The organism is Brevundimonas sp. CEF1 (genome assembly GCF_051353055.1).
GTDB lineage: Bacteria > Pseudomonadota > Alphaproteobacteria > Caulobacterales > Caulobacteraceae > Brevundimonas.
The window spans coordinates 686,007-711,743 of the sequence record NZ_CP195593.1; the positions used below are offsets into that span (position 1 = coordinate 686,007).

Here is a 25,737-nt window from a genome sequence, read left to right on the forward strand (position 1 = left end):
GCTGACGCTTAGGCGGACGCGAGCCGTCTGTCACGCCGTCCGAAGGCGCGATCAATCGCCACGACGACCAGGCCGACGATCAGGAAGAAGATCAGCAGGCCCGCGAAATAGACGATGGTCTTGCCCAGCCCCAGGGTGTCCACGTCCACGAACCAGTAGGGCCACCAGCCGCTCAGCTTGCCGTGGAGCAGGGTCCAGCCGCCATAGATCAACACCGGGATCAGCCACTTGGCCGGATCGACCCAGCGCAGTCGCCCCTTGGGCGTAAAGGCCAGCCAGTCGACCACGAAGGCGATCGGCATGACATAGTGCAGCAGGTTGTTGGCCAGCAGCGACCAGCCCTGCGGCGCCCAGGTCGCGGCCAGCAGGAAGTGATAGGTCACCCCGACCACGACGATATACATGGCCACCGCCGCGCGAACGCCTTCGCTCTGCGCCCAGCACCCCAGCCGACTGTTCGGCGCCACGGCCGGCGCGGTCAGGGCCAGGGCGACCATGAGGTTCGACAGGATGGTGAAATAGCTGAAGAAGTTCAGCGTCAGCTCGCCCACGCCCGTCTGCGGATTGCCTTTCAGCATCAGCCCGTATTGCAGGATCAGCGTGAACCAGCCGAGGGCGGCGAAGGCCGCGCGATAGAGACGGGCCATCAGTAGCCCGGCACATCGGACACCAGCGCCCACACCGGCAGGTGCAGGGCGCGGGTGGCGGCGTCGATGCCGGCGGAATCCAGATGTTCGCGCCCCGCCTCGATGCGGCGCAGGGCCTCGGGCGTCAGGTCGAGGGCGGCGGCCAGATCGTCGGCCGCGACGCCCCTCTGGTCGCGCCAGCGCCGGATGCGGGCGCCGACGACGGCGTCCATCGGATCAATCCCCGGAAAGCCCAGAACCGAACCCATGGCGTCCTCCCCGACGCTGGCGCCTTATGACGCTGTTAGGTCAGGCATCCTGATCCCAATGGAAGGCTTCGTCCAGCCAGTCGCCCAGGCGGCCGTCGGGCCGGGCCAGGGCGTGGATGCGGGCCATCTCTTCCGCCGACAGCTCGAAGTCGAAGATGTCGAAGCTCTCGCGGGCGCGCTCGACCTTGGTGGTGCGGGGGATGGCGATGACGCCCTGCTGGATGAACCAGCGCAGGGTCACCTGACCATTGGACTTGCCGTGGACCTTGGCGATCTCGCCGATCACGGCGTCGTCGGCGATCTTGCCCTGGGCCAGGGGCGACCAGGCGGTGATGGACGAGCCCAGTTCACGCGCCGTCTCGATCAGGGTCTTCTGCGACAGATAGGGGTGGTACTCGACCTGATTGGTCACCAGGGGCGCGCTCGACAGGGCCGCCGCCTCGCGGAACTGGGCCGAGGGGAAGTTGGACAGGCCAATGTGCTTGGTGAAGCCCTGCGCCTGGGCCTCGTTCAGCGCGCCGATGGTTTCGGCGAACGAGGGATGCGGCTTGGGCCAGTGCAGCAGCAGCAGGTCCGGCGTGAGGCCCAAGCTGATCGCCGACTCCTCGGCCTGACGCAGCAGGGCGTCGCGATGGAAGTGCTCGACCCAGATCTTGGTGGTGACGAAGATCTCCTCGCGCGCCACGATGCCTTCGGCCACGGCGTCGGCGATGCCGTCGCCCACGGCCTTCTCGTTCTTGTAGATCCAGGCCGTGTCGATGTGGCGATAGCCGATGCGCAGGGCCTCATGCACCATGCGCCGCGCCTCTTCGGGCTCCAGCATCCAGGTGCCGAAGCCCAGCAGAGGAATCTCCACGCCCGAGGCGTTGACGGTCGGTTGGCCAGAGAAGGGATGCGAATAGGGCATGGGCGGCTCCGCGGGATCAGGAGCGCTCGATATAGGCGCCCGATCAGGCGTCGCCATTATCCAGCCAGTGGAAAATCCGCTCCCACAGCGGCTCCATGCATTTGCGGAAGGCGCCTTCGTGGGCGATGCGGCGCGCGCCGAAGTCGCCGGGGGCGTGGACGCTGATCTCCGACGGAGCGTTGGGGTAGACCGTCAGCAGGTCGCGCGCCGTGTTCGGCGTGGCGATGGGATCGTCGGTGAAGATCCATGACCGGATCGGGGCGGTCACGGCCTCATAGTGGTGCGGCCGCAACGTCGTCTCCAGCTCGCGGGAGAAGTATTCCCGCTTCAGGCACCAACGCCGCCAGGTGGTGAAGACCCCGCGCGGCAGGTCGGTCCCGCCCCACAGGCCGCCGCCCTTGATATAGCCATGCCGCAGCAGGCTGAACGGGCCGAAGCCCAGCCAGAAAAAGAGCTCCATCGGGTTGTAGGATCGGTGATGCCCGCCCCACCATCCGGTGCCGACCGAGACGAAGGCGTGGCGGTCAATCCGGTCCTGATTGTTCATGAAGCCCAGGAAATGCCCGCCGACGCTGTGGCCGACGTGGACGACGCGCAGGCCCGGCGCGGCTTCGACCAAGGCGTCGAGGGCGGCGGGCATGTCCAGCCGACCCCAGTCGGGATAGTCCATCGCCATGGCCTTCAGATCATCGGGCCGTGACCCGGCTATGCCCCGGAAGTCATAGGTCAGCACCGCCGCGCCCCGCTCGGCCATATGCCGGGCGAACCGTTCGTAGAAGCCCTTGGGAAAGCCGGTGCCGGATGACACCAGCACCGCGATACGCGGCTCGGCCGCCGACACCAGTCGCATCGACAGCGGATAGCCGTCAGCGGCGGGAGCGGTGAAATCGCGGGTCACGAGTTCGGTCATATAGTCCGTCCTGTTTGGAAACGAACCCTAGGCGATTGACGCCGCGTCAGGTCAAGCGGTCGCGGCGACATCAAGCGCCGTGACCGCCGGCGCCAGGTTGCGCTGCATCTGGAACGGCCCCGACCAGTCGCCGTGGATCACCCAGCGTCCGGCGATGCTGTTCCCGTCCGCCGATATGGAGCCGACATAGTCGATGGTGTGGGTCTGCCCGCCGCCGTTCGGAAACTTGGTGAAAACCAGTTGGCTGTCGAAGTGATGGCCTTCCAGTCGCGCCGGGATCGGAGGAGCGCCAATGGGGCCGAGGTTGTCCGGTTCCAGCGTGGACCCCGTGACCTCGCCGCCGACGTCATGAAGCTGGGCCTCGGACCCGGCGACCGGACGGCATCCGTCAGACCAGTCGAGCGCCGACAGCAGCCCGGCGGCGACAAGGGCGGTGATCATGTGCTGTTCCTCAACAGGCCAGATCAATAGGCCAGGGCGTTGCCGTCCTTGCGCATTTCGGTGGCCGCGCCATAGGTCCAGCGGCCCTGTGCGTTGATCTGCTTCATCACGTTCTGATAGCCGCCGAAGCCGCCGTCGGGCGGGCCGAGGTCCCAGCCCATCGCGGTCAGTTGCTGCTTGGTGGCGTCCGGCACGCCGGATTCCAGGTGCAGCTTGCCGACGCCCTCGGCGGGCTGGCCGGTCGGTTCGGACGAGCCGTAGTGCTGCCAGCGGGGGCTGTCGCCGGCCTCCTGCGGGTCGAGGCCATAGTCGACCATGTTGATGATGATCTGGGCCTGACCCTGGGGCTGCATCCCGCCGCCCATGACGCCGTAAGCCAGCCAGGGCTCGCCGTCCTTGCAGGCGAAACCGGGGATGATGGTGTGGAAGGGCCGCTTGCCCGGCGCATAGACATTGGGGTGGCCGTCGGTCAGCGAGAACAGCTCGCCCCGATCCTGGAACATGAAGCCCAGGGTGCCGCCGTCCGGGCCGTCGGGCGTCAGGCCGGAGCCCATGCCGCGATAGTTGGACTGGATCCAGCTGACCATCATCCCGTCCTTGTCGGCCACGCTGAAATAGGTGGTGTCGCCCTGGGTCGGGGCGTCGCCGGGGAAGACGCGGTCCATGACGCGGTTGGGGTTGATCAGCCTGGCCCGCTCGGCGGCGTATTCCTTGGAGTTCAGCCAGGCGGTCGGGGCCTTGGCGAAGCGTTCATCGGCGAAGTAGCGGGCGCGGTCCTCGAAGGCTAACCGCTTGGCCTCGGCCTGCACGTGGATCGAGGCGGCGGACTGGAAGCCCATGGCCTTGAGGTCGAACTGCTCGCAGATGTTGAGGATCTGGTTGGTCGACAGGCCCTGGGTGTTCGGCCCCAGCGAATAGACCTCGACCCCGCGATAGGTGGTCATCAGCGGCTCGACCCATTCGGTGCGGTGGGCGGCCAGGTCGGCGCGGGTCATCCAGCCGCCGATGCGCTTGAAATAACGCTCGATGTGGTCGGCGATGGCGCCGTCATAGAAGGCGTCGCGGCCGCCTTCGGCGATCATCCGATAGGTGCGGCCCAGGTCCGGGTTGGCGAAGATCTCGCCCGTCTTCGGCGTGCGGCCGTGGGGCGTATAGACCTTTTTGCGGTTGTCGTTTTCCTCGATCAGGGACGCGCCCCGGTCGAAACCGGCCATGTTGCGCTCCAGATACCAGGCGATGACCGAGGGCACCGGCACGCCCTGTTCGCACAGCTCGGCGACGGGGAGCAGGACCTCTTTCCACGGCAGCTTGCCGTAGCGCTGGTGCGCGCTCCACCAGGCGTCGACCGTGCCGGGCACGTTGACGGTCACGGCGCCGTATTTGGGCAGATAGCCGTCGGGACCGGCCTTGGACCGGGCCGTGGCCAGAGACAGACCGCGTGGGCTGTTCCCCGAGCCGTTGAAACCGACGACCTTTTTCTGGGCCGGGTCCCACATCAGGCCGAAGGCGTCGCCGCCGATGCCGTTGGCGGTCGGCTCCAGGAAGCCCAGGGCGGCGTTGATGGCGATGGCGGCGTCGATGGCCGAGCCGCCGCGTCTCAGGGTGTCCAGACCGATCAGGGTGGCGGCCGGATGGGCCGTGGCAGCCGCGCCATTGGCGCCCCAGACGGTCGAACGGCCGACGAACTTCGGTCCCGTCACCCGATCGCCGATGCCGACGCCGGCATAGGGATCAGCGGGGGCGGAGGCAGGCGGCGCCTTCGTGGACGGCTGCGTCGTCTGGGCGGCGACCGAGCCGGCCCCGGCCAGAAGGGCGCCCGCGGGCAGGGTGGACAGGAAGGTGCGGCGACGCATGGTGAAACTCCCCCGAGAACTGAAGGCCGCATCAAGGACCGGGAGCGGGGCGGGGGCAAGCGCGCGTTGACGTGCGGGCAAAGAAAAAGGGCCGCTCCCGGAGGAACGGCCCTGATTCATGAGAGCGGAGGTAAGTCCTACTCGATGTCTTCGTTCAGCAGGCCGACCTTGTAGAAGCCGTTTTCCTGAAGCTTGTTCATGACTTCCATGAACTGGTTGTATTTCACTTCCGGCTGGGCGCGGACGAAGACGCGCTCTTCGCGGCAGTCGGTCGTGACGTCTTGAGCGGCGCAGACGTCGGCCGGCAGCTTCTCAACCGTGGTTTCCTGCTCGGCGATGAAGATGCTGCCCGATTCCTGGATCGTGATGTACACGGGTTCCTTAGGCTTGTCGGTCGGCGACGGCGGGGTCGCCGGCGGCAGGTCCAGCTTGATCGACACGGTAGCCAGCGGCGCGGCGACCATGAAGATGATCAGCAGCACCAGCATGATGTCGACGAACGGCGTGACGTTGATGTCCGCGTTCTGTTCGATCGTTTTGCCACCCTGGCCCGCGGGACCGGAAAGTTTAGAGCCCATACGCCGTCGTCTCCATCACAGCTCGCATTCTCCGGCGAGCAGCACTCAAAGGTATGGATCGTCTCTTGGCGTCCCGCGCCGGGCTTGTAAAGCCGTCTTGCGTGACGAATTCGCGTCAGAGGGCAATAAGATTGCATAACCGGCCGTTTCGCAGGTGCGAGACGACCGGTTCAAACCCTTTGACCCCAGTCACTTAGCCTCGGGCGAGTTTCAGGAAGCGGTCGGCCAGGGCCGGATCGTCCTTGAAGGCGCCGGTGAAGCGGGTGGTGATGGTCGTGACGTGGCGGTGATGCACGCCGCGCGTGGTCATGCACTGGTGCGCCGCGTCCAGCAGGACGGCCACGCCGCGCGGCTGCAGGTGCGATTCGATGGCCTCGATGATGTCGTTGGTCAGGGTCTCCTGGTTCTGCAGGCGACGGGCGAAGATCTCGACCACGCGCGCCAGCTTGGAGATGCCCACCACCTTCTCGCCCGGCAGGTAGGCGACATAGGCCTTGCCCAGGAAGGGGGCCATGTGGTGCTCGCAGTGGCTCTCGATCTCGATGTCGCGCAGGATGACCATGTCGTCATAGCCGGTCACGTCCTCGAAGGTCCGCGACAGCTCCTTGCCCGCGTCGGCGTCATAGCCGTCGAACCATTCGCCATAGGCGTCGACCACCCGCTTGGGCGTGTCGATCAGGCCGGGGCGGGCGGGATCGTCGCCGGCCCAGGCGATCAGGGTGCGCACGGCGTCCAGCGCCTGCTCGCGGCTGGGGCGCTTGGGGGCTTCCTCGTTGGCGACGAGAACGGGCTTGGCGGGCGTGGTGCTCATGAATCTGTCCAACGGCGGCGGGGGAGGGTCCGCTGCGGCTTACCTTTTACCAATGGGCGCAGGATGTGTAATCAGGCCGCTATATGGGACACGTCGTCCGTCCCGCAAGAAAACTCGCAAAAGACTGTCGCCCATGCCGTTGCACATCCACGACACCCTCCGCCGTGAAAAGCGCGCCTTCACGCCGCGCGATCCGAACCGGGTGACGCTCTATGTCTGCGGTCCGACGGTCTATGACTACGCCCATATCGGCAATGCGCGCCCGCCGGTGGTGTTCGACGTCCTGGTGCGGCTGCTGCGCCGGACCTATGGCCCGGACAAGGTGATCTACGCCCGCAACGTCACCGACGTGGACGACAAGATCAACGCCAAGGCCGCCAAGGAAGGCGTCGCCATCGGCGAGATCACGGCCCGCTACGAGGCCGCCTATCTAGCCGACATGGGTCTGCTGAACGTCAGCCCGCCCGACATTGCCCCGCACGTCACCGACTACATCGACGCCATCACGGCCCAGATTCAGGCCATTATCGATTCCGGCTGCGCCTACGCCGCCGAGGGCCATGTCCTGTTCGACGTCTCCTCCTATCCCTCCTACGGCGCGCTGTCGGGCCGCAATCTGGACGACATGATCGCCGGCGCCCGCGTCGAGGTCGCCCCCTACAAGAAGAACGCCCACGACTTCGTCCTGTGGAAGCCGTCCAAGGCGGACGAGCCGTCCTGGCCGAGCCCCTGGGGCGAAGGGCGTCCCGGCTGGCACATCGAATGCTCGGCCATGATCGAGAAGACGCTAGGCCTGCCCATCGACATCCACGGCGGCGGCATCGACCTGGTCTTCCCCCACCATGAGAACGAGATCGCCCAGGGCGTCTGCGCCCACGGCCACGCCCACGGCGATCGGGCGCACGACGAATACGCCCGCTACTGGATGCATAACGGCTTCCTGACCGTGGACGCCGAGAAGATGTCCAAGTCGATCGGCAATGTCCTGCTGCTGCATGACCTGGTGAAGGCCATGCCGGGCGAGGTCGTGCGCTGGGCCCTGCTGAGCGCCCATTACCGTCAGCCGCTCGACTGGAACCAGACCCTGCTGGACCAGAGCCGCAAGAACCTGGACCGCCTCTACGGCGTCCTGCGCGACGCCGACGCCGCCCTGGCCGACTTCGACGAGGCGACGTTGGAAGAGGCGGAGATGGAGTTGGCCGAGAACGCCCTCGACCCGGTGCTGGACGCGCTGGAGGACGATCTCAACACGCCGGCCGCCGTGGCCCAACTGTTCGCCCTGGGCAACGCCCTGCGCGACCTGCTGAACGACGCCGAGGCCGACATCAACGACGTCGCCATGGCCCGCTGGAGCCTGGTCGAAGCCGCCGGCCTGCTGGGCGTTCTGACCCTGACCTCGGACGAATGGTTCGAGGGCGGCGATCCGGCCCTGAAGGCCGAGGTCGAGGCCTTGCTGGAGCAACGCGCCAGCGCCCGCGCCAAAAAGAACTGGGCCGAGGCCGACCGCATCCGCGACCGCCTGAACGAACTGAACGTCGTCGTCATGGACGGCCCGCAAGGCGCCACCTGGCGGGTGAAGGGCTGATCCAAAACCCTTCTTCCCTTGCGGGAGAAGGTGGCGGCCGGCGGCCGACGGATGAGGGGTTTCGCTAGGGCGAGCCCTTCATCTTCGTTTTGGCTCGGCGCTTATGAGGTGAGGTCGCGCAGACCCCTCATCCGGCCCTGACGGGCCACCTTCTCCCGCAGGGGGGAGAAGGGGCTTTTGAAGCGCAAACGCCTTTTGCTGCTTGAGCGTTTAGCGCGCCCGCCGGATCAGTTCGTCCGCCAGCACGTCGGTCAGATAGCCGTCCGCCGTCCGCCCGTTGGCCTGTTGCCAGCGGCGCAGAGCCGCGCGGGTGTTCGAGCCGATGACCCCATCCACGCCTTGCGTGTCGAAGCCCATGCGCGTCAGGGCGGTCTGGGCGCCGACGCGCTGTTCACGGGTCAGGGGGCCGTCGTTGGGCCAGGCGACGGTCAGGGCCGGCTTGCCCTGCACCCCGTCGGCGATCAGGCCGATGGCCAGGGCGTAGCTGACCGAGTTGTTGTAGCGCCGGATCACATAGTGGTTGGGCAGGGCCAGGAAGGCCGGGCCCTTGGCGCCCTGGGGCAGCAGGATGGTCGCGCCCTCGGCGGCTTCCTCGCTGTTCGGCGCCGAACCATTGGCCAGACGCACGCCCCGACCCGACCAATAGGCCCAGTTGTGCTTGGGCCCCTCGGCCTGGCTGTAATCGAAGTTGGCGGGCAGGATGACCTCATAGGCCCAACCCTGACCGCGCTTCCATCCGGCCTGGGCCAGCAGGTTGGCCGCCGAGGCCAGGGCGTCGGCGTCCGAGCCCCAGATGTCCACCTTGCCGTCGCCGTTCTGATCCACGCCCAGCTTCAGATAGCTGTCGGGCATGAACTGGGTCTGGCCCATGGCGCCGGCCCAACTGCCCTTCAGGCCGCTGCGGGCGCGCTTGCCGTCGACCACGATGTCGAGGGCGTTTTTCAGCTGGTCCTCGGCCCAGGCGCGGCGGCGGCCGTCATAGGCCAGGGTGGCCAGGGAGCGGATGACGTCGAAATCGCCCTGAACCTGACCGAAGGCGCTTTCCTGGGCCCAAACGCCCAGCAGGATCTCGGTCGGGACGCCGAATCTTTGGGTCACCTCCCACGGCACGCGATCGACGCGCTGACGGGCCATGCCGATTCGTGCGGGGGCGGTGGCGCTCTGGATATAGGCGCCGGCCGGGCGCGAGAATTCGGGCTGGTTTCGGTCCAGGCGGACGACGCTGGCGTTCGGCGTGACGCCGTTCAACTCGCGCGAGTATTCCCATTTGCGCGCCCCGCCGAGGCGATCGAGGAAGCTCTTTTTCCAGGCCTCGAAGCTGGCCTGATCATAGGCGTCGGACAGGTCCGTGGCCGCAGGGGGCGGGGTCGACGGCGGCGTGGCCGGGGCAGGCTCGACGACGGGGGGCGGCGCCGGCTGCGGTTGAGGCGGCGTCGGAACCATGGGCGCACAGGCCGCAACAGAACCAATCAGAGCAAGACGATAGGCGATACGCATGACCACAGGCTAACGCCCCCGAATTCAACGACCAATCACAAGCGCGCGAAGCCAAAAGGAGTTTCCGTGAAAAGGGTTAAGCCCGCGCTAACCCTTTTTGAAAGCGCGCCCTTAACGAACGGCGTTTTACATTTTCGGCTCCCTTGGACACGGCCTGGTGGCGGAGGGGCGACGCGCCGGACGTGCATGTCCGGAGACCCTCCGTTCAACTCGGAGGCCAGGCCTCCAGCGGAATCCCGGCGCGGAATGTTGACGAAAGGCGGCGGCCTCTCTATACGCACCGCTCCGCCGCAAGGTCCTGTTCGCAGGCTCTTCGCGCATTTGTTTTTGACCGCCCTCACGGGCCTCCAATTCTTCGGGACGTCCGACCATGAAGGTCCGTAGCTCGCTTAAGTCGCTCAAGGGTCGCCATCGCGACTGCAAGATCGTTCGCCGCAAGGGCGTGGTCTATGTGATCAACAAGACCGACCCGCGCTTCAAGGCCAAGCAAGGCTAAGAACCGCGTCGGCGCCGATCCGGCGCCGCGGTTGCGATATTCAAAGGCTGCGGGCTTCGCCTGCGGCCTTTTTCGTGTCCGACGCCCGGCCTCGGAACCGGACCCGATTCGCCCTTGAGGCCCATTGGGGCGATTCCCTTCTTGCCCTGTCGCCCCCCGGTCTGCTTGAGAGTGGGGCCACGGTCGCCCGCCGGCCAATTCAAGTTTCGGAGCTTTCCTCATGGCCGACGACGCCCCCGCCTTTGACGCCGCCTCGGACGTCCTGACCGCCACGGCCCAGGGCCGCCTTCGCTCCATCATCGAGCGCCTGGAGCGCCTCGAAGAGGACAAGCAGGCCGTCATGGTCGACATGAAGGAGGTCTTCGCCGAGGCCAAGGGCGAGGGCTATGACGTCAAGGTCCTGCGCAAGGTCCTGCGCCTGCGCAAGCAAGACAAGGCCAAGCGTCAGGAAGAAGAAGCGATTCTGGACCTCTACCTGTCGGCCCTCGGCGAGATCTGAGGGAGGCGGGCCTGAAGCGCACGCCCTTCAAGCCCCCCAGCGACCGCCCTTCACGCTCCCGCAGCCTGAAGGGCGGCGACGCATCCAAGCTGCGCTCCAGCGGGCTCTCGCGCTCAAGCAGCCCGAAGGGCGATAGCGCCTCTAAGCTGCGCTCAAGCAGCCCGAAGGGCGATAGCGCCTCTAAGCTGCGCTCAAGCAGCCCGAAGGGCGATAGCGCCTCTAAGCTGCGCTCAAGTAGCCCGAGGGGCGATAGCGCCCTCAAGACTCGCTCAAGTAGTCCGAAGGACGGTAGCGCCTCTAAAAAGAAGACGCTGTTGAGCCCTTGGGATCAGCAGCGTGAGGCCGCCAAGAGGGCGGCCTTGAACGCCCTGAAACGCGCCCGCCGCTCGGCCGAGAAGGCGGGCGTTTCGCTGTCCGAATGGGAGGGCGACTTCCTCGATTCGGTAGGCGAGCGAATCGAGACCCACGGCCGCGCCTTCGCCGATCCCGACAAGGGCGCGCCCGGTCAGGCCTTTTCAACCATGCAGAGCCGCAAGCTCAAGGAGATCACCGCCAAGGCCAAGGGCGAGGAAACCCGCCCCTGGATGAAGAAGCCGAAGCGGGAAGAGTGAAGGCCGTGTTCGCCGCCTCCCGCCGTCATTCCGGGGCGCGAAGCGAACCCGGAACCCAGGCGGCTATGGCTTCTCCGCCCATGCCAATGGATTAGCGCCTGGGCTCCGGATCGCCCCTTCGGGCCGTCCGGGGTGACGGCTTGTGGTGCACTTGGCGATGGCTGTTTCGACCCGTTGCGGACGTTCACCGCAGCGTGATTTACTGGCGGTCATCGCCGCAGGGAGGACGTTGCCGATGATGCGGACAGTCGCGGTTCTCGGTTCCGCGTTGCTTGGATGTCTGGTTCTCGGTGCAGCCTCATCGGTAGCCGCATGCTCCATCCGGCAACCAGTTGATCAAGAAGCGGTTTGGGCGGCGTATCGGGAGGGTGCTGAAAGGATATTCGTCGGACAGGTCGTCGGGCTTCATCCTTATAGCCGCGCGGAACGCCGTGAACTCGACGCCCATCGCATAGCCGGCGTCCAATATGGCGGGAGGGCAGGTTGGGCGGATGTTGCGCCCGTCGAAATCATACGCGGTCCCGGAGATGGATTGAGGGCACGATACAGCAATGGCAACGGCTGTGGGCGAGACCTGTGGGACGCCAAGCTGGGCGATTTCGTGCTTGTGGTGGTGGACCAGGAAGGCTTTGCCAACGTGTTTGACGCGAGCAATCTCGAAGACCCCATCCTCCGAAGCTATATTCAGAGCTATTGGAACTGATCAGCGTTCCGCTTGCCCCTAGCCGAAGTTCTGAATGTCCGCATGTCAGCGGTGAGGCCCATGTCCGATCCTGGGCTGGGTGCTTATTTCGCGAACCGCCGCTAGCGGTCCTTCAGCACACCTGCTTCGCGCTCGGCCCCTACTTGCTGCTCCACGGCCTTACAGCCCCGCTTTTGACGCGGGCGGCCTGTTCGCGCTGGAAGCGGCCGCCGCGCGGGGGCTTGGGGCGTGCGGCGATGGCTTCCTGCTTTTCACGCAGGGCGCGCTGGATCGGGGTCTCGCGCGGCGTCTCGTCCGTCGGGGCGGGAGAGGCGGGCTGGTCGTCGCTGTGGTCGCTCATGGCCGCAGCCTAGCACGTCCTCAGCCCGCTTCCTTCAGCTGTTCCTCCAGCCCCTGTTCGCGAACCTTGCGGTACAGGGTCGAGCGGCCGATGCCGAGGCGTCGGGCGATCTCGCTCATGTGGCCGGAATAGACCTCGATGGCGTGCTGGATCAGGTCGCGCTCGATCTCTTCCAGGGTGCGGACGTGGCCGCGCGCGTCGATGATGCGCACCGGACTGTCGGCCTGGCCCTCGGCGCCCGCGTCGCCGGCGGGCGTCTCGGCGCGTTCGTGCGAGACGACCGGGCTCAGCGGCATGGCGACGCCCGAGATGGCCGGGAAGTCGTGCGGCTGCAGCAGGGGCGCATCGGCCAGGACCAGGGCGCGATAGATCGAGTTTTCCAGCTGACGCACATTGCCGGGCCAGTCGAAGGCCTGCAGCAGGGCCATGGTCTCGGCGGCGCAGCCGGCGACGCGCTTGCCTTCCTCGACGTTGAAGCGGGCGATGAAGTGCTCGACCAGGGCCGGGATGTCCTCGCGCCGTTCGCGCAGGGCCGGGGCCTCGATCGGGAAGACGTTCAGGCGATAGAAGAGGTCCTCGCGGAAGGCGCCTTCCTTCACCTGTTGGGCCGGGTCGCGATTGGTGGCCGAGACGATGCGGACGTCGACCTTGACCGCGCGTTTCGAGCCGACGGGGTCGATCTCGCCTTCCTGCAGGGCGCGCAGCAGCTTGACCTGCATGTCCAGCGGCAGCTCGCCGATCTCGTCCAGGAACAGGGTGCCGCCGTTGGCCTCCATGAACTTGCCGGCGTGCTTGTCCGTGGCGCCGGTGAAGCTGCCCTTCTCGTGGCCGAACAGGATCGACTCGACCAGATTGGCGGGCAGGGCGCCGCAGTTGACGGCCACGAAGGGCTTGCCGGAGCGGTCCGAGGCGCCGTGCAGGGCGCGGGCGATCACCTCTTTACCCACGCCGCTTTCGCCGGTGATCAGCACCGGGATGCCGGACTTGGCGGCGCGCACGCCCAGGGCCTTGACCATGCGCATCGGCGGGCTGTCGCCGACGATGTCGTCGAACGAGGTCCGGCCCGAGACGTGTTTCTTCAGGCGGCCGATCTCGGCGGATAGTTGCGTCAGTTGCAGGGCGTTGCGCACGCCGATCAGCAGGCGCTCGGGCCCGACCGGCTTGACGAAGAAGTCCTGAGCACCGGCCTGCATGGCCTTGACCACGGTCTCGATGCCGCCGTTGGCCGTCAGGACGATGACCGGCACCGGCACCCCCGCCGTGCGGATCTCCGCCAGGGTCTCCAGCCCCGAAAGACCGGGCATGACGAGATCCAGCAGCACCACGTCGGCGCCGCCGCCCTTGGTCAGGCGGTCGATGGCCTCGCCCCCGCTCTCGGCGTGGACGACGGCATAGCCTTCGCGGTCGAGCACCGCCTGGATCAGGCGGCGCTGCGTGGGATCATCGTCGACGACCAGAACGGTCTTGGCCATGTGAAACACACCCTAAATCATCACCGTCACGGCCGTCCTCATTGCTCGGGATCGGCTCGTTTCGAGACAAGTCTTAGCAGGCAGGGGGTGAAGATCGGGTTTCGGAGAACTGAGTCAGGGGTTAACGACGGGGGGAGAGGGGCAATCCTGTTCAGGCTGGAAACGACCCGCGCCGCGCGGGGTGGAAAGCTCCGGCCAGGTCGGCGCGACCGGCGCCGTGCGCGGGTCCTTCAGCAGGTCGCGCACATTATTGGGACCGGGACCGCAATAGGCGATGCGATAGTCGCCCTGATGCGTCCAGGCGCCGTCAGCCCCCTGCGCAAACAGGGCGATGCGGTAGTTGTCGGCCAGCAGGATTTCGACCTTGCCGTCGCCGTTCAGGTCGCGCGTGGTCGCCACGCAGTCGCTGGCCTCCTGACAGCCATGGCGAGGATCGCCCGGTCGCACCGGCGTCACGAAGCCGGTGGGCAGGGCGGCCTCGGCGGGCCAGGCGGCGATGCGCGGCGTGCGCGCCGGAATGGACTCGTCAGTCTGGTCCAGATCATAGCGGTTCTGGGTCGTCTGCGCCGCCTTGGCCCGGCGCGCGACCTCGGCGTTTGACGACCTGGCCAGGTCAGCCAGGGCGGCGCGCCCGACCTTGCCCGCATTGAAGCGCAGGAAGCCGTAGTCGAACGCGGCCGCGCTGACGGCGCCGCGCTTCAGCCGGGCGACCTGATCCCCGACCGACAGGCGGGCGGGGTCGAGCAGGGGGCTGAACAGGGCCAGGATGACGCCGACAGTCAGGACGGCGGCCGCGACATTGGCGCGCTCCAGCGGCTTCATCCAGGCCGTCTTGCGCCAGAAGGGCGACAGCGCCGCCCAGCCGTATCCCGCCGCATAGACCACCCCGACCAGGGCGCAGGCCGAGGCGATGATCCGGTCCGGCGTCAGGCCGTGCTGGCCGATGCGAAGCGACAGACCCCACAATGCGATCAGGATCAGCGGCGTCAGCAGGACCGCCGCGACCCGCACGGCCGCGCGCAGCACTACGGGCGGCAGATTGTCTTCTCGTCCGTCCTGATAGGCGGTGTTGATCAGGATGATCAGGGCCGCCGCCGCCGACAGCACCAGGGCCGTGGCGCTGCCCGTCTTCCACAGACCGTCCAGTCCGGTGAAGGGCAGGGCCGCAAGGAAGCCCGCCACCAGCACCGTGATGACCAGCAGCAGCCAGGACAGCAGCATCAGGGCCACGGTCCGCACGCCTCGGATCAGACCGGCGCGCACGTCGGTCAGTTGCACGGCGATGGCGAAGACCAGGCAGGTGACGGGGATGGCGAACCATTCCTCGCGGGTCAGATGCTCAAGGAAGCTCAGGCCGATGATGCGGAACAGGGCGGCGCCGAGAAACAGCAGCAGCCAGAAGGCCCCGGTGAAACCCAGGGACAGGACCAGTTGCACCCCGGCCTTCCACGCCGTGTCGAAATAGTCGTCGAAGTCGGCGATCCAGCGGCGGCTCGCGACGGCCGGAACGATCAGGTGGTGGGCGATGAACAGGGCGGCGGCGCTGAAGGCGACGACGGGGAAGCGCAGATAGGGCGGGCGGAAATAGTCCGTCGCCTGCTGGGCCGCATCGTGCCAGCCCAGCAGGGCCAGGACCGCGGCGGCGATCAGGCCCCATAGCGCCAGCCCCTTCACCGGCAACCGTCCGACCCCCGCCAGCAGCATGACGGGGGTGAAGGCGCAGGCCAGGGCCAGGGCGGCGAAGAGCGGCGGATGGGTCGCGGGCCAGGACAGAACGTCCGACGGCGAGGCGCTGCGCCACAGCAGGTAGAGCAACAGACCCTGAACCAGTCCGATGCCGAGCCGGGCGGCGGCCAGCCCCCGCGCCCCGTCCAGCGAGGCGCGTCCGGTCTGGTCGTGGAACGGGTCGATCATGGCATGGCCCCTTCAGCTTCACCGACAGGTTGGACCGGGACGAGGGCAGAGGCAAATGGCTCGCCTCGTCCTTCTCCCGCAAGGGGAGAAGGAAGGACGCCCGCTTGCGCCGGCCCGTCCGCGCCCCCACAACCAGAGACATGAACGCCCCCGTCAAGACGACCGACTTCGCCGACGCCCCGCTGTGGGACCTGTCCGACCTCTATGCCTCGCGCGAGGATGCGCGCATCAGCGCCGACCTTGAGCGGGCCAAGACCTTGGTGGATCAGATGAACGCCTTCCAGGGCAGGCTGATCGGCCAGCGCGGCGACGCGGCGGCCCTGGGCCAGGCCCTGGATCAGACCATCGCCCTCTATGAACAGGCTGCGGACGTCATGGGCGGTCTCGGCGCCTACGCCTTCCTCGCGGCGTCCACGGCGCGCGACGATGCGGGCGCACAAGGCTTTGAGGCCAATATCCGCGAGAAGATGACGGTCATCGCCACGCCGACCGTCTGGCTGACGCTGGAGATCAACCAGTTGGACGAGGCCGAGATCGAAGCGGCCCTGACGGCCCATCCCGCCGCCGCGCGCTGGTCACCCTGGCTGCGCCGGGTGCGGGCGATGAAGCCGCATGAACTGTCGACCGAACTGGAAACCTTCATCGCCGAGCGCGGCCCCATTCAGGCCCAGTGGCCTCGCCTGTTCGACGAGACCCTGGCCGCTTTGCGCGCTGACGCCGACGGCGAGAGCCTGACCCTGTCCGAAGCCCTGAACCGTCTCAGCGACGCCGACGCCGCCAAGCGCGCCTCCGCCGCCGAGGGGCTGTCGAAAGCCTTCGCCGACAAGGCCCAGACCATGGCCATGGTCATGAACACCGTCGCCGCCGACAAGGCGCTGGAAGACAAGTGGCGCGGCTTCAAGCGTCCCGCCGACAGCCGCCACCTGGGCAACGAGGTCGACGGCGAGAGCGTCGACGCCATGGCCGAGGCGGTGGCGCAAGCCTATCCGCGCATCTCGCACCGCTATTACGCGCTGAAAGCCAAGGCCATGGGCAAGACGGCCCTGGACCACTGGGACCGCAACGCCCCCATCGAGGCGACGCCGCCGCGCACCTATGACTGGGCGCAGGCGCGCGAGGTCGTGCTGGCCAGCTTCAATGATCTCGGCGGCGACTTCGCCGAGCGCGCGGCCTGGTTCTTCGACCGGCCGTGGATCGACGCCAAGGCCCGACCGGGCAAGCAGTCGGGCGCCTACGCCCACCCGGTGACGGCCGACCGCCACCCCTATGTCTTCCTGAACTGGATGGGCGAGCGGCGCGACCTTCTGACCCTGGCCCACGAACTGGGCCACGGCGTGCATCAGACCCTGGCGGCGGCGCAGGGCTCGCTGCTGGCCGACACCCCGCTGACCCTGGCCGAGACCGCCTCCATCTTCGCCGAGGGTCTGACCTTCGACCGCCTTCTGGCCGAGGCGACGCCCGCCGATCAGCGCGCCCTGCTGGCGGGCCGCATCGAGGACGGCTTGAACACCGTGGTGCGTCAGATCGCCTTCCACCGCTTCGAGACCCGTTTTCACGACGAGCGCGCGGCGGGCGAGGTCTCGGTCGAGCGCATCGGCGAAATCTGGATGGAGGAACTGGGCGCCAGTCTCGGCCCGGCGGTGACGCTGAACCCCGGCTATGAGAACTGGTGGGCCTACGTCAGCCACTTCGTCCACTCGCCCTTCTATGTCTACGCCTACGCCTTCGGCGACCTGCTGGTCGCAGCCCTGATGGAGACGCGGGCCAAGGACCCGGCGGCCTTCACGCCCCTCTATCGTGATCTACTGTCGGGCGGCGGCGCCCACACCTATGTCGAGGCGCTGAAACCCTTCGGCCTGAACCCGCGCGACCCGGCCTTCTGGACCATCGGCACCAAGCGGCTGGAGCGTCTGGTCGATCAGTTTGAGGCGCTGGGCTGATTCAGCCTCGGGTCTGGCGCACCACCAGAACGTCGGACGGCAGGCGCTTCAGCAGGGTCGAGGCCTTGCCGCCCAACGTCGCCTGCACCCAGCCGCTGCGGCCGTGAGAGCCGATGACGACCAGATCGGGCATATCCTTGGCCAGGCGCTGCTCCATCACCGTCTCCACGTCGCCCTTGGCGACAAGGGCGCGCACGGCGTCGGGGCGCGGCGGCGCGGCGCGTTCGACGAAGGCGGTCATTTCGGCCTCGGCCTCCGCGCGCGCGGCCTCGGCGACCTCGTCGGACGGCATGCGCGTCTCGAAGGGCACGCTGTAGGCGTTGACGACCTCAAAGCGCGCCTCGGGGAATAGCTGCAGCGCGGCTTGAAAGGCTTGCAGCGCCCCGTCGGAGTAGTCGGTCGCCAGCAGGATGGAGCGATAGGGGGCGCCGGCCCGGCGCTTGACCACCAGCACCGGCTGCTCGGCGTGGCGCACCAGATGATCCACGGCCGTGCCCAGGAAGAAGTCGCTCAGCCCGTTGTAGCGGCCCGTGCCGGTGACGATGACGGCGGCCTCCTCGCTGACCGCCAGTTCGGCCAGAACGTGGGGCGCGGCGCCGTGATCGAACACGATAGCGGCCTCGGCCAGGGACGGCGGCAGGGAGGCGCGCACGGCGCGCATAATCTCTTCGTCCTGTTCGCGGTCGAAGCCCGGCCCTTCGACGACGTGGGCGACCGTGACGCCGGCGCCGAGCTGCTGCGCCAAAAGGGCGGCGCGGTCCAGAGGGCGGTCGCTGCGCGCGGTCAGGTCGGTGGCGACGAGAACGGTCGGGACGGGCATGCAGGCTCCTTGATCCGGCGGGACGTTCGCGGACGCATCATGAACGTTGATCTGTGGGCGTCAACGCGTTGACACGGTGAACGGGGCTGCGAAGCTTGCGGCATGATGACCCTGTCCCGTTTCGCCGCCGTTGCGGCCGTCCTGGTCCTGCCGACCGCCGCCCTCGCCCAGACGCCCCCGAGCGCCAGCCATCGCGCCTTGGCGGCGGGCTACAAGGCCCTGACGGTCTGCAGCGCCGTCCATACGGCGCAGGAAGCGGGCGCGAGCCGCACCCCGGCCAGCGTCGAGGCCCATGAACTGGTGGGCATCTATCCCGAGCTTCAGCCCCTGATCGCCGACATGAAGGCGGAGAGGGCCGGCGACGTCGTCTCGGTCGCCTGGGACGCGGCCGCGCCGCCGCGCATCGCCACCTATACGCCAGGGCGCGGCTGCGTGATCGAGCCCATGGGCTATGTCGTCGGCAGCGCCCCGGCCCGCGCTCCGTTGGCGCGTCGGACTTCGGCGCCGGAATTGCCCAGCGCCGCGCCGCGCGGGAATGCGGCGGCTCTGACCGGCGCCGTCGAGCGGGCCTTCAATGATGGCTTCGGCGCTGGAACCAAGACGACCGGCGTGGTGGTGCTGCAGAACGGCCGCATTGTCGCCGAGCACTACGCCCCCGACTTCGGACCCCATGTTCCCCAGCGCACCTGGTCGGTGGCCAAGAGCCTGGCGGGGACCCTGATCGGGGCGGCGGTCCAGCGCGGCGAGGCCGATGTGAAGGCGCCGGCCGCCATCAGCAATTGGCGCGGGCCGGGCGACCCACGCGGCGCCATCACCCTGGAGGCCCTGATGCGGATGGCCTCGGGCCTGACCAGCGACACGGCGGGCAATCGCACCGACGCCCTCTATTTCGGCGGCACGGCGGCCGATGAACAGGCACCCGGCTGGCCCCTGCTGGCGCCGGTCGGCTCGACCTATCGCTATGCCAACAATGACACCCTGTTGGCGGTCATGGCCATCGCCCCGACCTTCGCGGCCCATCCGCCCGCCGAGCTGTTCGACCGTCTGGGCATGAGACACACCTTCGCCGAGACCGACTGGCGCGGGAACTACATCCTGTCGAGCCAGGTCTGGACCACGGCGCGGGACCTGGCCCGCTTCGGCCAGCTCTATGTCCAGGACGGGGTCTGGGAGGGCGAGCGCGTCCTGCCCGAGGGCTGGCGCGCCTTTGTCTCGACGCCCTCGGGGCCGCAACCGTCGACCGGCGCCTTCGGCTACGGCGCGACCTTCTGGGTCATGAACCGTTCCGAAGGCGTGCCCGCCGACGCCTTCGCCGCCTTCGGCAATCGCGGCCAGTATGTGGTGATCGTGCCCAGTCGCAACGTCGTCATCGTGCGGCGGGGCGAGGACCCGGCGGGCAAGGGTTTCGACGTCGCCGCCTTCGCCCGCGACGTTCTGGCCGCGCTTGATTGAGGCGGGGCCTTGAGCGCCGCGCCCTGACCGCTATAAGCATCGTCGAAATCTCGACTCTTTTCGGAAGACCTGAATGGCCGACCAGCACGCAGACCACGCCGACCACGCCTATGTGCACGGCTCGATGGAAATCTCGGAACAGGTCTCGACCTGGCATCTGTTCCTCTTCCTGTCCAAGTGGGGATCGCTGCTGACCGCCGCCATCCTGGTGGTGCTGACGGTCTGGTTCGCCGTGGGCGCAGGCTTCGTCGCCGGCGCGATCAGCGGCGTGGTGGTGTTCGCCGTGGGCTTCTTCGCCCTGCGCTCCAAGCCCGCCCACTGAGTTTCGCGCCGCGTTCGCGGCGTTGCGACATTCAAAAGCCCGTCGAGCCTCGCGCTCGGCGGGCTTTTCTTTTGCGGTGCAGCGCAAGGATGGGCACGATTTTACCAGAATGGGGGCGGGCAGGCCTTCGCAAGGCAATAAAATTACGCATTCGCAGCAATTCTGGCTTTGACGCGCCCTTCCGCTTCGTCCTAACGTTCAGGTTCTGGGGGACTTGGGAGGGATTCGCTTGGCTGTCGCCATCGCCGTGACCCGCGAGCGCCGTGAAGGCGAGACGCGCTGCGCTGTAACGCCGGAGACGGTGAAGAAGCTGATCGCCCTGGGCGCGACCGTCTCGGTCGAGGCCGGGACAGGGCTCGGCTCGTCCATTCCCGACGCCGACTACGCCGAGGCCGGGGCTACGGTGAAGCCGGACACCCGCGCGGTGCTGGACGGCGCCGACGTCCTGCTCAAGGTGCGCGGCCCGACCGCGCAGGAGACCAGCGCCCTGAAACCCGGCGCCGTCGTCGTCGCCATGCTGGACGCCTATCGCGAAAAGGACACGGTCGAGGCGCTAAAGGGCGCCGGCACCACCGCCTTCGCCATGGAATTCGTGCCGCGCATCACCCGCGCCCAGGTCATGGACGTGCTCTCGTCCCAGGCCAATCTGGCCGGATATCGTGCGGTGATCGAGGCGGCCTACGCCTTCGGCAAGGGCTTCCCGATGATGATGACGGCGGCGGGCACGGTCGCCCCGGCCAAGGTCTTCGTCATGGGCGTCGGCGTGGCGGGCCTGCAGGCCATCGCCACGGCGCGGCGTCTGGGCGCGGTGGTCACCGCCACCGACGTGCGCCCGGCCACCAAGGAACAGGTCGAGAGCCTGGGCGCCAAGTTCCTGGCGGTCGAGGACGAGGAGTTCAAGAACGCCCAGACGGCGGGCGGCTACGCCAAGCCCATGTCGCCGGAGTATCAGGCCAAGCAGGCCGTCCTGACCGGCGAACATATCAAGAAGCAGGACATCGTCATCACCACGGCCCTGATCCCCGGCCGCGCGGCGCCGGTTCTGGTCAGCGCCGAACAGGTGGCGACCATGAAGCCCGGCTCGGTGCTGATCGATCTGGCGGTCGAGGCGGGCGGCAATGTCGCCGGCTCGAAGCCCGGCGAGGTCGTGACCACGGCCAATGGGGTGAAGATCGTCGGCTACACCAACCTGCCGGGCCGCATCGCCGCGGACGCCAGCGCCCTCTACGCGCGCAACCTGGCCGCCTTCCTCGGGTTGATGGTCAAGGACGGCGTCCTGACCGTCGATCTGGAGGACGAGATTCTCAAGGCCGCCGTCGTCACCCACGGCGGGGCCGTGGTGCATGAGGGCGTGAAGGGATGATGAGCGAACGTGCTCCCTTCCCCCTCGATGGGGGAAGGGTCGGGGATGGGGGTGTGAACGCCGTCGCCGCCAGTCAGGCGAGGGAGGCGTCGTCTTCGACTGTCCTGAAACCGTCTGCCTGCACCCCCACCCAACCCTCCCCCATCGAGGGGGAGGGCTTCGAGCGGGACAGGACGCCGTTGCGGACGGTTAAGCGAGCACGTGCATTGCGCGCCATGCCGACCTGGACCGAGGCGAGGTTGTGGGAACGCCTGCGCAAGCTCTCCGTGCGTTTCCGACGTCAAGCGCCGATCGGACCCTATGTCGCGGATTTCGTTTGCCATCGCGCCGCGCTGGTGATCGAGGTCGATGGCGGTGTCCACGACCGAACCGACGTGGCTCTACGCGACCTGAAGCGCGACGCCTGGTTCGACGGCCAAGGCTACGCGACGTTGAGGGTCTCCACTCGTGAAGTTGAAGCCGATCTGGAAGCAATCGTGGCTCGCATTCATAATCTCGCCTCGAACCGCCTAGGAAAGGTGATCTGAACATGGAACACGTCGATCCTACCGTCTTCCGGCTGGCCATCTTCGTGCTGGCGATCTTCGTCGGCTATTATGTGGTGTGGAGCGTGACGCCGGCCCTGCACACGCCGCTGATGGCCGTGACCAACGCCATTTCCAGCGTCATCATCGTGGGCGGCCTGATCGCGGCCGCGGCCATGAGCGCCCAGGCGGGCGGGCCGAACGCCTGGATCGCCAAGGGCGCAGGCGTGGTCGCCGTCACCCTGGCCAGCGTCAACATCTTCGGCGGCTTCATGGTCACGCGACGGATGCTGGCCATGTACAAGAAGAAGGAAAGGCCCAAGGCCTCGTGATCTTCTCGCCTGTCCTGTTCGCCTTCTATGTTTCCTGGGCCGTCACCGGCCTGGGCGTGGCCCTGTGGATATGGAGCTGGGTGCGGGTCAAGGACCCCATCGGCAAGCTGCGGTTTCAGGATTGCGGCGTGGTGCTGGTCTTCGCCGCCGTGCTGACGCGCATCGTCATTCAGGACCGCGAGATGACCGTCTTCGACTGGGCCATGATATTCTTGGGGCCGCTGTTCATCGCCGCCGCGCTGTGGCGACTGACCCGCACCCAAGGCCTGACCAAACGCTGAGAGTAACTGTTATGAAGACCACCCTGATTTTCGTCGCCGCCCTGACCGCCGCCGTCGCCGCATCGGGCGCCGCCTCGGCGCAGAAGACCGAAGAGGTCGGCCAGAACCCTTACGGCGGCCTGCACTGGTCCGTCGCTGCGCCTCAGGGCGCCAGCTGGGCGCTGCAGTGCCAGTTCGCCCCGGTGACCATTCGCGGCATCCACATGAACCGCATCAACCACACGGGCACGGGCCACATGGCCGGCCGTCTGCCCAGCGACAACGGCAGCTGCCGCGTGACCAAGACGGGCGGCGCGGGCGGCGTCGGCGTCGCCGTCGTCAAGAACGGCGTGGCGACGGCTGCCGGTACGCGCGACGCGGCGGCGCCCGCTGTCGTCAACGTCTTCTGATCTGAAATGACCGACTGACATGACCCTGGGGGAGGGGATCTGATGAACGCATCCATAGCCGCGCTGGCCTATCTGGTCGCGGGGGTCCTGTTCATCCTCTCGCTCAGGGGCTTGTCCAGTCCCGAGACCAGCCGTCGGGGCAATACGCTCGGCATGATCGGCATGGCCCTGGCCGTCGGCGTGACTCTGCTGACGCTGGGGACCTCTGGCGCGCTGGACCTGCTGACCCTGGCCCTGATCGGCGGCGGCGTCGTGGTCGGCGGCGGGGCCGGCGCTCTGATCGCCAAGCGGGTGCCGATGACAGCCATGCCGCAACTGGTCGCGGCCTTCCACTCCCTGGTCGGTCTGGCCGCCTGTCTGGTGGCGGTCGGCGCCGTCTATGCCCCCGACGCCTTCGGCATCATGACGGCGAGCGGCGGCATCAAGACCCTGTCCATCGTCGAGCTGAGCCTGGGCGTGGCCATCGGGGCCATCACCTTCACCGGCTCGGTCATTGCCTTCGCCAAACTGGACGGCCGGATGAGCGGATCGCCCATCCTTCTGCCCGCGCGCCACCTGATCAACATCGGCCTGGCCCTGGCCCTGGTCTTCCTGATCGGGGTGCTGATCGGCACCGGCGGCACGGCCATCTGGGCCTTCTGGGGCGTCTTCGCCATCGCCCTGATCCTGGGCGCGACCTTGATCATCCCCATCGGCGGCGCCGACATGCCGGTCGTGGTGTCGATGCTGAACTCCTATTCCGGCTGGGCCGCCGCGGCCCTCGGCTTCACGCTGGAAAACATCGCCCTGATCATCACCGGCGCCCTGGTCGGGTCGTCGGGCGCCATCCTCAGCTACATCATGTGCAAGGGCATGAACCGCAGCTTCATCAGCGTTATCCTGGGCGGCTTCGGCGGCGGGGACGCGGCGGCGGCGGGCGGCGGCGTGGTCGAGACGCGTCCGGTCAAGCAGGGCTCGGCCGAGGACGCCGCCTTCATCATGAAGAACGCCTCCAAGGTCATCATCGTCCCCGGCTACGGCATGGCCGTGGCCCAGGCCCAGCATGCGCTCCGCGAAATGGCCGACAAGCTGAAGGAAGAGGGCGTCGAGGTGAAATACGCCATCCACCCCGTCGCGGGCCGGATGCCGGGCCACATGAACGTCCTGCTGGCCGAGGCCAACGTCCCCTATGACGAGGTGTTCGAGCTGGAGGACATCAACAGTGAGTTCTCCTCCGCCGACGTGGCCTTCGTCATCGGCGCCAACGACGTGACCAACCCGGCCGCCAAGACCGACCCGCAATCGCCCATCTACGGCATGCCGGTTCTGGACGTCGAAAAGGCGGGCACCGTCCTCTTTATCAAGCGCGGCATGGCGGCGGGCTATGCCGGGGTCGAGAACGAGCTCTTCTTCCGCGACAACACCATGATGCTGTTCGCCGACGCCAAGAAGATGGTCGAGGGGATCGTGAAGGCGCTGTGAGGCTAAGCGTCCGGTCTGGGTTGGCCCTGCTGCTGGCGGCCTCGGTCGCGGCCTGCTCGGCCATGATCCCGGTGCGCATCAGCGGCTCTCTGGAAGCGCCTGCGGCCACCTTCGGCGTCGATCCGGCGAAGCCCGAAAAGGCCTGCCTCGGCGGTCTGGCCGTGCATGAACTGTCCAGCGCCATGATGCGCCCCGTCTGGTCGATAGAGGCGCGCGGCCGTGACTGCCGGGCCCTGCGCCAGGTCGTCTATGGCGAGACGCCCGAAGGGTTCGCAACGACGGTGTCGCCGGTCCCGCTGAAGCCCGGCGTGCGCTACGCCGTCGTCGGCTACGGCGTGACCGGCGGACCGCTGAGCCGCGTCCCCTGGCGCGGCGGCGCCGACTTCGTGTTCGAGGACGGTCAGTGGCGTCCGGCGCCGCCTTTCGTCCCTGGCCGTTGAGTCCCGCCGCGAACACCGCCATCAAGGCCCTGAAACCACAGCGGGGCGGCCATGACGGAGGAGGGGGAGATCGTGTTCAGCGCGGACGAGATCATCGCCAACCTGTCGCTGAGCCCCCATCCCGAGGGCGGGCATTTTCGGCCGATGGCGCGCGATCCGGGGCTGGCGGCCTGCGGGTCCGAGGCCGTGACGGCCTATCGCCTGCTGACGGCCGACGACGCGGACGACTGGCGCCCGGTCGAGGCGACTGAGATCTGGGCCTTCTACATGGGGGCGCCGTTGACGCTGGAGATCGCAACGGATCGGGGGCTGCGACCGTTGGTGCTGGGACCGGATCAGCGACAGATCGCGGCCCCCGCCGGGGCCTGGCGGCGGATGCGAAGTCAGGGAGCCTGGAGCCTGGTCGCCTGTTCGACGGCGCCCGGTCTGGCGATCGAAGCGGTGGAGGCGCCTCATGTCTGAGCCGAAAACCCAGCCTACCGACGCCTCGGTCGAGGATTTCCTCTCCGCCGCCGAACCGGCGCGGCGGCGCGAGGAAGGCCGCATCCTCTGCGCCCTGATGCAGGAGGTGACGGGCGAGACCCCGATCATGTGGGGGCCGTCCATCGTCGGCTTCGGCCGCTACACCTACGTCAACTCGACCAAGAAGCCCGCCGACTGGCCGCGCATGGGTTTCTCGCCGCGCAAGGGCGCCTTGACCCTCTATCTGGCCTCGGCGCCGGAGACGGAGGCCATGCTGGCGCGTCTAGGGCCGCACACGACCAGCGTGGCCTGCCTCTACATCAAGCGTCTGGATCAGGTGGACATGGGCGTGCTGCGCGAGTTGTGCATCGCCAGCCGGGACGAGATGAACCGCCGCTATCCCTGATCCGCTTGCCGGGCGCACGCAGGGGCTTATAGC

Annotated in this window: 30 protein-coding genes; 17 read left to right on the top strand and 13 right to left on the bottom strand. The window is 67.7% G+C overall.

Features of this window, described 5'->3' with window-relative positions:
* Window positions 1-8 precede the first annotated feature (8 nt).
* The 8 genes from ACR9FL_RS03485 to folE all read right to left on the bottom strand — a co-directional run bounded on the left by ACR9FL_RS03485 (window position 9) and on the right by folE (window position 6,395).
* A complete protein-coding gene (locus ACR9FL_RS03485) occupies window positions 9-647 on the bottom strand; it encodes a Pr6Pr family membrane protein (protein ID WP_436357170.1) in 639 nt (212 codons plus the stop codon).
* The gene (locus ACR9FL_RS03490) at window positions 647-895 is read right to left on the bottom strand and encodes a helix-turn-helix domain-containing protein (RefSeq protein WP_296173950.1); all 249 of its coding nucleotides are present in this window, start codon (window positions 893-895) and stop codon (window positions 647-649) included. Before ACR9FL_RS03490 ends, ACR9FL_RS03485 begins: the two co-directional genes overlap by 1 nt.
* 40 nt (window positions 896-935) lie before the next feature.
* Window positions 936-1,802, bottom strand: coding sequence for an aldo/keto reductase (locus ACR9FL_RS03495; protein WP_436357171.1), 867 nt, complete (start codon window positions 1,800-1,802; stop codon window positions 936-938).
* Window positions 1,803-1,845: 43 nt separating this feature from the next.
* Complete coding sequence (locus ACR9FL_RS03500; protein ID WP_436357172.1) at window positions 1,846-2,712, bottom strand: alpha/beta hydrolase family protein; 867 nt, start codon at window positions 2,710-2,712, stop codon at window positions 1,846-1,848.
* 51 nt (window positions 2,713-2,763) lie between these two features.
* Complete coding sequence (locus ACR9FL_RS03505; RefSeq protein WP_436357174.1) at window positions 2,764-3,153, bottom strand: hypothetical protein; 390 nt, start codon at window positions 3,151-3,153, stop codon at window positions 2,764-2,766.
* Window positions 3,154-3,176: 23 nt separating this feature from the next.
* A complete protein-coding gene (locus tag ACR9FL_RS03510; RefSeq protein WP_436357175.1) occupies window positions 3,177-5,006 on the bottom strand; it encodes a gamma-glutamyltransferase family protein in 1,830 nt (609 codons plus the stop codon).
* Between the two features lie 137 nt (window positions 5,007-5,143).
* On the bottom strand, window positions 5,144-5,584 hold the full coding sequence (locus tag ACR9FL_RS03515) for a biopolymer transporter ExbD (protein ID WP_296173935.1): 441 nt from the start codon (window positions 5,582-5,584) through the stop codon (window positions 5,144-5,146).
* 193 nt (window positions 5,585-5,777) lie between these two features.
* Window positions 5,778-6,395, bottom strand: a complete 618-nt coding sequence (gene folE / locus ACR9FL_RS03520) for a GTP cyclohydrolase I FolE (RefSeq protein WP_296173933.1) — start codon at window positions 6,393-6,395, stop codon at window positions 5,778-5,780.
* 133 nt (window positions 6,396-6,528) lie between these two features.
* Between folE and cysS the strand changes: the two genes are divergently transcribed.
* Window positions 6,529-7,980 (top strand): cysteine--tRNA ligase, encoded by a 1,452-nt coding sequence (gene cysS / locus ACR9FL_RS03525; protein ID WP_436357176.1) that lies wholly within the window; start codon window positions 6,529-6,531, stop codon window positions 7,978-7,980.
* 210 nt (window positions 7,981-8,190) lie between these two features.
* Here cysS and ACR9FL_RS03530 read toward each other — a convergent pair whose 3' ends face one another.
* Window positions 8,191-9,477: a lytic murein transglycosylase gene (locus ACR9FL_RS03530; RefSeq protein ID WP_296173930.1), complete on the bottom strand. Its 1,287-nt coding sequence runs from the start codon at window positions 9,475-9,477 to the stop codon at window positions 8,191-8,193.
* A gap of 370 nt (window positions 9,478-9,847) precedes the next feature.
* Between ACR9FL_RS03530 and ykgO the strand changes: the two genes are divergently transcribed.
* From ykgO to ACR9FL_RS03550, 4 genes are all read left to right on the top strand, one after another.
* On the top strand, window positions 9,848-9,973 hold the full coding sequence (gene ykgO / locus ACR9FL_RS03535; RefSeq protein ID WP_006274063.1) for a type B 50S ribosomal protein L36: 126 nt from the start codon (window positions 9,848-9,850) through the stop codon (window positions 9,971-9,973).
* A 220-nt stretch (window positions 9,974-10,193) separates the two neighbouring features.
* Window positions 10,194-10,472, top strand: coding sequence for a DUF2312 domain-containing protein (locus tag ACR9FL_RS03540; RefSeq protein ID WP_105562911.1), 279 nt, complete (start codon window positions 10,194-10,196; stop codon window positions 10,470-10,472).
* Between the two features lie 311 nt (window positions 10,473-10,783).
* Window positions 10,784-11,083 carry a hypothetical protein gene (locus tag ACR9FL_RS03545; RefSeq protein WP_436358114.1) on the top strand — a complete coding sequence of 100 codons (300 nt, stop codon included), beginning with the start codon at window positions 10,784-10,786 and terminating at the stop codon, window positions 11,081-11,083.
* Between the two features lie 157 nt (window positions 11,084-11,240).
* Window positions 11,241-11,786, top strand: coding sequence for a hypothetical protein (locus tag ACR9FL_RS03550; RefSeq protein ID WP_436357178.1), 546 nt, complete (start codon window positions 11,241-11,243; stop codon window positions 11,784-11,786).
* A 139-nt stretch (window positions 11,787-11,925) separates the two neighbouring features.
* Here ACR9FL_RS03550 and ACR9FL_RS03555 read toward each other — a convergent pair whose 3' ends face one another.
* From ACR9FL_RS03555 to ACR9FL_RS03565, 3 genes are all read right to left on the bottom strand, one after another.
* The gene (locus ACR9FL_RS03555; RefSeq protein WP_436357179.1) at window positions 11,926-12,126 is read right to left on the bottom strand and encodes a hypothetical protein; all 201 of its coding nucleotides are present in this window, start codon (window positions 12,124-12,126) and stop codon (window positions 11,926-11,928) included.
* A 20-nt stretch (window positions 12,127-12,146) separates the two neighbouring features.
* Window positions 12,147-13,598 (bottom strand): sigma-54-dependent transcriptional regulator, encoded by a 1,452-nt coding sequence (locus ACR9FL_RS03560; RefSeq protein WP_296173917.1) that lies wholly within the window; start codon window positions 13,596-13,598, stop codon window positions 12,147-12,149.
* A 114-nt stretch (window positions 13,599-13,712) separates the two neighbouring features.
* On the bottom strand, window positions 13,713-15,512 hold the full coding sequence (locus ACR9FL_RS03565; RefSeq protein ID WP_436357180.1) for a DUF4153 domain-containing protein: 1,800 nt from the start codon (window positions 15,510-15,512) through the stop codon (window positions 13,713-13,715).
* A gap of 140 nt (window positions 15,513-15,652) precedes the next feature.
* Between ACR9FL_RS03565 and ACR9FL_RS03570 the strand changes: the two genes are divergently transcribed.
* Window positions 15,653-17,452: a M3 family oligoendopeptidase gene (locus ACR9FL_RS03570; RefSeq protein ID WP_436357181.1), complete on the top strand. Its 1,800-nt coding sequence runs from the start codon at window positions 15,653-15,655 to the stop codon at window positions 17,450-17,452.
* 1 nt (window position 17,453) lies between these two features.
* On the opposite strand, the gene ACR9FL_RS03575 is transcribed toward ACR9FL_RS03570, so the two are convergent.
* Complete coding sequence (locus tag ACR9FL_RS03575; RefSeq protein ID WP_436357182.1) at window positions 17,454-18,272, bottom strand: universal stress protein; 819 nt, start codon at window positions 18,270-18,272, stop codon at window positions 17,454-17,456.
* A 102-nt stretch (window positions 18,273-18,374) separates the two neighbouring features.
* On the opposite strand from ACR9FL_RS03575, the gene ACR9FL_RS03580 reads away from it, so the two are divergent.
* The 11 genes from ACR9FL_RS03580 to ACR9FL_RS03630 all read left to right on the top strand — a co-directional run bounded on the left by ACR9FL_RS03580 (window position 18,375) and on the right by ACR9FL_RS03630 (window position 25,704).
* Window positions 18,375-19,724: a serine hydrolase domain-containing protein gene (locus tag ACR9FL_RS03580; protein ID WP_436357183.1), complete on the top strand. Its 1,350-nt coding sequence runs from the start codon at window positions 18,375-18,377 to the stop codon at window positions 19,722-19,724.
* A gap of 73 nt (window positions 19,725-19,797) precedes the next feature.
* Window positions 19,798-20,046 (top strand): aa3-type cytochrome c oxidase subunit IV, encoded by a 249-nt coding sequence (locus ACR9FL_RS03585; RefSeq protein WP_436357184.1) that lies wholly within the window; start codon window positions 19,798-19,800, stop codon window positions 20,044-20,046.
* Between the two features lie 229 nt (window positions 20,047-20,275).
* Window positions 20,276-21,409 (top strand): Re/Si-specific NAD(P)(+) transhydrogenase subunit alpha, encoded by a 1,134-nt coding sequence (locus ACR9FL_RS03590; RefSeq protein ID WP_436357185.1) that lies wholly within the window; start codon window positions 20,276-20,278, stop codon window positions 21,407-21,409.
* Between the two features lie 53 nt (window positions 21,410-21,462).
* Window positions 21,463-21,936 carry an endonuclease domain-containing protein gene (locus ACR9FL_RS03595; protein ID WP_436357186.1) on the top strand — a complete coding sequence of 158 codons (474 nt, stop codon included), beginning with the start codon at window positions 21,463-21,465 and terminating at the stop codon, window positions 21,934-21,936.
* 2 nt (window positions 21,937-21,938) lie between these two features.
* Complete coding sequence (locus ACR9FL_RS03600; protein ID WP_296174830.1) at window positions 21,939-22,265, top strand: NAD(P) transhydrogenase subunit alpha; 327 nt, start codon at window positions 21,939-21,941, stop codon at window positions 22,263-22,265.
* Window positions 22,262-22,546, top strand: coding sequence for a hypothetical protein (locus tag ACR9FL_RS03605; protein WP_296174832.1), 285 nt, complete (start codon window positions 22,262-22,264; stop codon window positions 22,544-22,546). Before ACR9FL_RS03600 ends, ACR9FL_RS03605 begins: the two co-directional genes overlap by 4 nt.
* An 11-nt stretch (window positions 22,547-22,557) precedes the next feature.
* Window positions 22,558-22,935, top strand: a complete 378-nt coding sequence (locus ACR9FL_RS03610; RefSeq protein ID WP_436357188.1) for a hypothetical protein — start codon at window positions 22,558-22,560, stop codon at window positions 22,933-22,935.
* Between the two features lie 42 nt (window positions 22,936-22,977).
* Complete coding sequence (locus tag ACR9FL_RS03615; RefSeq protein ID WP_436357189.1) at window positions 22,978-24,396, top strand: NAD(P)(+) transhydrogenase (Re/Si-specific) subunit beta; 1,419 nt, start codon at window positions 22,978-22,980, stop codon at window positions 24,394-24,396.
* Window positions 24,393-24,836, top strand: coding sequence for a hypothetical protein (locus tag ACR9FL_RS03620; RefSeq protein WP_436357190.1), 444 nt, complete (start codon window positions 24,393-24,395; stop codon window positions 24,834-24,836). Before ACR9FL_RS03615 ends, ACR9FL_RS03620 begins: the two co-directional genes overlap by 4 nt.
* A gap of 51 nt (window positions 24,837-24,887) precedes the next feature.
* Window positions 24,888-25,298 (top strand): cupin domain-containing protein, encoded by a 411-nt coding sequence (locus ACR9FL_RS03625; RefSeq protein WP_436357191.1) that lies wholly within the window; start codon window positions 24,888-24,890, stop codon window positions 25,296-25,298.
* Window positions 25,291-25,704, top strand: a complete 414-nt coding sequence (locus tag ACR9FL_RS03630; protein ID WP_296174842.1) for a DUF1801 domain-containing protein — start codon at window positions 25,291-25,293, stop codon at window positions 25,702-25,704. The genes ACR9FL_RS03625 and ACR9FL_RS03630 overlap by 8 nt, the downstream gene beginning before the upstream one ends.
* Window positions 25,705-25,737 lie beyond the last annotated feature (33 nt).

Excerpts from the sequence above, each read along its gene's own strand:
- ACR9FL_RS03510 (WP_436357175.1), bottom strand. The coding sequence starts at position 5,006 with ATGCGTCGCCGCACCTTCCTGTCCACCCTGCCCGCGGGCGCCCTTCTG.
- ACR9FL_RS03550 (WP_436357178.1), top strand. The coding sequence starts at position 11,241 with ATGGCTGTTTCGACCCGTTGCGGACGTTCACCGCAGCGTGATTTACTG.
- ACR9FL_RS03515 (WP_296173935.1), bottom strand. The coding sequence starts at position 5,584 with ATGGGCTCTAAACTTTCCGGTCCCGCGGGCCAGGGTGGCAAAACGATC.
- ykgO (WP_006274063.1), top strand. The coding sequence starts at position 9,848 with ATGAAGGTCCGTAGCTCGCTTAAGTCGCTCAAGGGTCGCCATCGCGAC.
- ACR9FL_RS03490 (WP_296173950.1), bottom strand. The coding sequence starts at position 895 with ATGGGTTCGGTTCTGGGCTTTCCGGGGATTGATCCGATGGACGCCGTC.
- ACR9FL_RS03485 (WP_436357170.1), bottom strand. The coding sequence starts at position 647 with ATGGCCCGTCTCTATCGCGCGGCCTTCGCCGCCCTCGGCTGGTTCACG.
- ACR9FL_RS03575 (WP_436357182.1), bottom strand. The coding sequence starts at position 18,272 with ATGCCCGTCCCGACCGTTCTCGTCGCCACCGACCTGACCGCGCGCAGC.
- ACR9FL_RS03615 (WP_436357189.1), top strand. The coding sequence starts at position 22,978 with ATGAACGCATCCATAGCCGCGCTGGCCTATCTGGTCGCGGGGGTCCTG.
- ACR9FL_RS03530 (WP_296173930.1), bottom strand. The coding sequence starts at position 9,477 with ATGCGTATCGCCTATCGTCTTGCTCTGATTGGTTCTGTTGCGGCCTGT.
- ACR9FL_RS03505 (WP_436357174.1), bottom strand. The coding sequence starts at position 3,153 with ATGATCACCGCCCTTGTCGCCGCCGGGCTGCTGTCGGCGCTCGACTGG.
- ACR9FL_RS03630 (WP_296174842.1), top strand. The coding sequence starts at position 25,291 with ATGTCTGAGCCGAAAACCCAGCCTACCGACGCCTCGGTCGAGGATTTC.
- ACR9FL_RS03500 (WP_436357172.1), bottom strand. The coding sequence starts at position 2,712 with ATGACCGAACTCGTGACCCGCGATTTCACCGCTCCCGCCGCTGACGGC.
- ACR9FL_RS03600 (WP_296174830.1), top strand. The coding sequence starts at position 21,939 with ATGGAACACGTCGATCCTACCGTCTTCCGGCTGGCCATCTTCGTGCTG.
- ACR9FL_RS03555 (WP_436357179.1), bottom strand. The coding sequence starts at position 12,126 with ATGAGCGACCACAGCGACGACCAGCCCGCCTCTCCCGCCCCGACGGAC.
- ACR9FL_RS03495 (WP_436357171.1), bottom strand. The coding sequence starts at position 1,802 with ATGCCCTATTCGCATCCCTTCTCTGGCCAACCGACCGTCAACGCCTCG.
- ACR9FL_RS03565 (WP_436357180.1), bottom strand. The coding sequence starts at position 15,512 with ATGATCGACCCGTTCCACGACCAGACCGGACGCGCCTCGCTGGACGGG.
- cysS (WP_436357176.1), top strand. The coding sequence starts at position 6,529 with ATGCCGTTGCACATCCACGACACCCTCCGCCGTGAAAAGCGCGCCTTC.
- ACR9FL_RS03570 (WP_436357181.1), top strand. The coding sequence starts at position 15,653 with ATGAACGCCCCCGTCAAGACGACCGACTTCGCCGACGCCCCGCTGTGG.
- ACR9FL_RS03585 (WP_436357184.1), top strand. The coding sequence starts at position 19,798 with ATGGCCGACCAGCACGCAGACCACGCCGACCACGCCTATGTGCACGGC.
- ACR9FL_RS03580 (WP_436357183.1), top strand. The coding sequence starts at position 18,375 with ATGATGACCCTGTCCCGTTTCGCCGCCGTTGCGGCCGTCCTGGTCCTG.
- ACR9FL_RS03560 (WP_296173917.1), bottom strand. The coding sequence starts at position 13,598 with ATGGCCAAGACCGTTCTGGTCGTCGACGATGATCCCACGCAGCGCCGC.
- folE (WP_296173933.1), bottom strand. The coding sequence starts at position 6,395 with ATGAGCACCACGCCCGCCAAGCCCGTTCTCGTCGCCAACGAGGAAGCC.
- ACR9FL_RS03540 (WP_105562911.1), top strand. The coding sequence starts at position 10,194 with ATGGCCGACGACGCCCCCGCCTTTGACGCCGCCTCGGACGTCCTGACC.
- ACR9FL_RS03625 (WP_436357191.1), top strand. The coding sequence starts at position 24,888 with ATGACGGAGGAGGGGGAGATCGTGTTCAGCGCGGACGAGATCATCGCC.
- ACR9FL_RS03610 (WP_436357188.1), top strand. The coding sequence starts at position 22,558 with ATGAAGACCACCCTGATTTTCGTCGCCGCCCTGACCGCCGCCGTCGCC.